General features: G+C 57.5%; 2 protein-coding genes. Both read right to left on the reverse strand.

Annotated elements, in window-relative coordinates:
* Positions 1-219: 219 nt before the first annotated feature.
* Positions 220-615 carry a hypothetical protein gene (locus D0T11_RS22315; RefSeq protein ID WP_147374788.1) on the reverse strand — a complete coding sequence of 132 codons (396 nt, stop codon included), beginning with the start codon at positions 613-615 and terminating at the stop codon, positions 220-222.
* On the reverse strand, positions 615-3807 hold a 3193-nt coding region (locus tag D0T11_RS21495; RefSeq protein WP_147374789.1), incomplete at its 5' end, for an RHS repeat-associated core domain-containing protein. The genes D0T11_RS21495 and D0T11_RS22315, both read right to left, overlap by 1 nt.

Genomic DNA, 3807 nt, shown 5'->3' on the forward strand with positions numbered 1-3807 from the left:
GTCGGGTGCGCGCGGGCTACGGGCCGGAAAACCTGGCCACCTTACGCAAGCTCACCCTGCAAGTGCTCACCCAACAACGCGACGGCTTAAGTCTGGCTAAACGGCGCGTGAAAGCGGCCTACGACATTCACTACCTCAAACAAATCCTCGCGTAGGCTTCATGCGTTTGCCCTGGCTATAAACCTTTTTCATTCAAAATTCAGCTATGATATACTACAATCAGCGGAGGAAATTATGTAAAGTTATTTCAGCTTTATCAAATTCTACATCAGAAAGATCAAAAAGAGGTAAAGCAAAAGTTTTTCCATTAAATAATTTAATTTTTGAGAAATTATATTTATTAATAATAACTTCTTTTATAAAATTACTATTAATTTCTTCTTTTTTCAAAAATTTATATATTATTAATTTATCGTCTGATATATGCAATATTTTTATCATTATTAATCTATAAATTAATAATGATAAAAATATAAAATCAAATAATATAATCATTTTTACAATGTATTCTGATGACATCATTGTAGGAGAAATACAAGGAGCATTAGACAGTGCTAATAAAGGTAGTATTTGAAAAAACACAACTTTGCGTGACCTATAGAAAGTTATTTTCATTAGCGTGAATATGTTTTAGTGCAGCCATTGCAAGGCTCGTTGGATTTAGGTAGGTTTTCTTTACCACGTTCGGCTGAAAGAGTTAGCATTGGTACTACTATAGCCAGAGGAGTTGCCAAACGGCCGGCGGCGGCAAATCCAAAACGTTGAAGAAGAGGTATCAATGCAGATGATCCAGTTCCAACACCCCAACCAAGCACACGAAGAAATTCGTCTGCTCGCGCTTTCGCAGGCCCATTTTCATCTCTGGTGGTAATAGATAGCCCTTTACCATCATTGCCTCTATAAGCAATGGCTTCCTTAGAGAATTTAGAAAGCCCATGAGTATCAACACTGGTAGTTCTATCACTAGTAGTAAATCCCCCAACGGACCCACCCAATTTGCCCTCTATCGTAACGTTTGTTTTAGTTACAGTCTCAGTATTTATTGTAGAAACAGGTTCTCCTATAACACCTCCTTTATCATCATACTCAATGAACGTAGATGTAGTGGTGGTGGTGGTGGCAGTGATGGTTTCAATCATCTTATCACCGATTCCATTGCTAGAGGTTATCGCAGACTTACCCAATAGCATGTTAAACTCTTTGCTATTTGACTTTATCTCTCGCTTCGATTTTGTTACATTTACACTCTTTTCTGTAATTTTATCCGTTGAATTGGTGGATGTGACTGTTATGTTTTTAACCTCATCTTCGGGGCCAAGTCCCATAAAATCAGTGTATCGCACAGGGTTATTAAATGCGTAGGTATAGGGACTATTAGAGGAGTAACTTTCAGTCCAAGGGTCAACTACCATAAATCGCCCGAGTTGGGGATCATAGTTTCTGAAACCATAGTCGTGCCAGTTCAGTCCAAACTCGTCCTGGCGCTCCTTGCCGTTCCAGCTGTACTTGTTCGCCGGCGTGGCGGATTTGCTCAGGCCCGCCAAGTCCAGCCCAAACGGGTCATACTGGTTCTCCTGCACTTGCAGGCCCTGCCGGTGCTCGACGCTGATGTCGTCAAAGAACACATCCGTGTCGCTCTCGTTGGCCACGTACGCCTGCACGTAGCCCGCCGCCGGCACGAACACGCGCAAAGATAGCCGTTCGTAGCCCCCATTCGCTACGCTGGCATTAGCCGCGCTCGTCAGCTGCTGCGTGCGCCAGTCCACCAGGGCCGAATCGGCGTTGTAGACCAGCACCCGCACGTAGGCCTTCGGTACGCCGCCGGCCAGCTGCTGCACGGCCGGCACCAGGCCCAACCCCACGCTCAACAAGGGCAACACCCGCACTTTGCGGCCCCCGTCCGGCGGAGCCGGCCCTACCGCTGGTTGCAGCAATGACGCCACGAAACTCGCCAGCGAGAAGCTCCAGTTGGCCCGCGCCGGCTGCTGGTACATCCCGTACGCCACCACGTCCACCGTGTCGCCCTTCGCTACCGTGAGCTGCTTGAGCGGCCCCAGCGGCTGAGGTTGCGTACCGCCCGCGTTGAGCAGGGCAAAGCCCACCCCCGAGCGGGCCAGTTGGTGATACGGGTCCACCCGCCGGATAGGAGCCGACACGCTCACCGAATCGAACTCCGACTGCTCCCGCCGCAGTTCATCAGCGTTCGGCTCCAGGTAGGCGTGATACACCTTCCGCTCCCCCGGATGAAAGGCCACCCGCAGGTTGCCCAGGTGGTCTTTGAGCGTGTACTCGTACTGCACTTTCGTGCTGACCTGCCCGGCCGGGTCCCGCTTATACACGTACAGCGCCCGCCCCTCGGCGTGGCTCAGCCACCGCAGCGAGTCCCGCTCGTACTGCCACGGCCCCACGTAGTCCGTGCGCACCGCCGCTTTGCCCGCCTCTGTGGCCCGCTTGCTCACCTTCTGGCCCGCGGCCGAGTAGGTGTACTCCAGCACATTGCCGTTGGCCCACTCCAGCCGCTCGGGCAGGTGCAGGTAGTTGTAACTGATCTGGGTGATGCCCTTGTTCTGGTCGCTGGTCAGGCTGCCCGCCGCATCGTACGTGTAGTCCGGCTGTTGGCTGCCCGTCGTGCTCCCGTCCGTGAAGTCGGGCCGCGCGGGCAGCCTGGCCCCGAAGGCCGTGGCCGCCGGGGCCAGATCGTCCACCCGCAGCAAGCGGTTGCTGCTCGGCTCGGCGCTGCCGCCGGCCGGCTGGTAGCGGTAGCGCAGGTTGTCCGTTTCCGCGTACTGGGCCGCGCTCGTGCGCGTGGCCGCCGCCACCAGGCCCCGGCGGCGCAGCGTGAGCAGGTTGCCCCCCGCGTCATAGCTGGCCGACGAGAAGCGGTAGTTGCCCCGCTCCGCGCCCCACGCCCCGTTGGGTCCCGCACTGCGGGCCACGAAGTCGCCCTGCAAGAGGCGGTTGAGCTTATCGTAGCGGTAGCCGTAGGCCCGCTCCACCCCGTCGCTGGCCGAGCGCCACCGCTGCCCGGCGATGTTGCCGTTGTACTGGTTCTCCTCAAAGCCGCACGCGTAACTCAGCGCGAAGCTCCACAGGTCCCCGTCGGCCGGCGCGGGGTTGTCGATATCGTTGATATTGGTCAGCCAGCCCCGGATGTTGTAGCGAAAGTCCACCGTCTGCAACGCCCGCGGACCCGTACTACCGCCCGGCAATGGCACGGCCACCGCCCCGCCCCCGTTGGCCGCACTCAACTGGCCGCCCAGCTGCTTGCTCGCCAGCTGGCCCAGCTCGTTGTACACGTGGCGGGCCAGCACCTGGGCCGGAGCCCCGGCCAGCTCCTGGGTTACCGTCAACAACCGCCCCCCCGCGTCGTAGGCACGCTGCTCGCGCACGGCCCGCGCCGGCTGACCCGGGGCCTGGTGGTTGGCGTAGGAAGCCAGCGCCTGCCCCGCGAAGTCATAGCGCGTCGTCGCCACGTCGGTACCCCCCAGCGCATTCGTGCTCTGCACCTGGATCGGGCGCAGCCGCTCGTCGAAGAAGCTCGTGCTCACCAGCCACGCGTCGGCCGCCCCTGCCGCCCGGCCCAGCACCCGGGTGAGCGTGCGCGTGGCCTGCCCCGTCACCCGCAGGTCCACCGCCGGCACCTGCCCCGGCTGACAGGCCAGCTCGGCGGCCGTCGGTGGCTGGTAGGCCGCGTCGGCCGTGCCGTCCTGGTCGAAGTCGTAGCCGTCGTAGTAGGCCACGCTCAGCAGCTCGGCCCCGCCCGCCGCACTCAGCTCGGGCCAGGTGCGGTGCGAGTAGTAGGCCTTC

It is taken from the genome of Hymenobacter rubripertinctus, from assembly GCF_003583925.1.
Taxonomy (GTDB): Bacteria; Bacteroidota; Bacteroidia; order Cytophagales; family Hymenobacteraceae; genus Hymenobacter; species Hymenobacter rubripertinctus.

Excerpts from the sequence above, each read along its gene's own strand:
- D0T11_RS22315 (WP_147374788.1), bottom strand. The coding sequence starts at position 615 with ATGAAAATAACTTTCTATAGGTCACGCAAAGTTGTGTTTTTTCAAATA.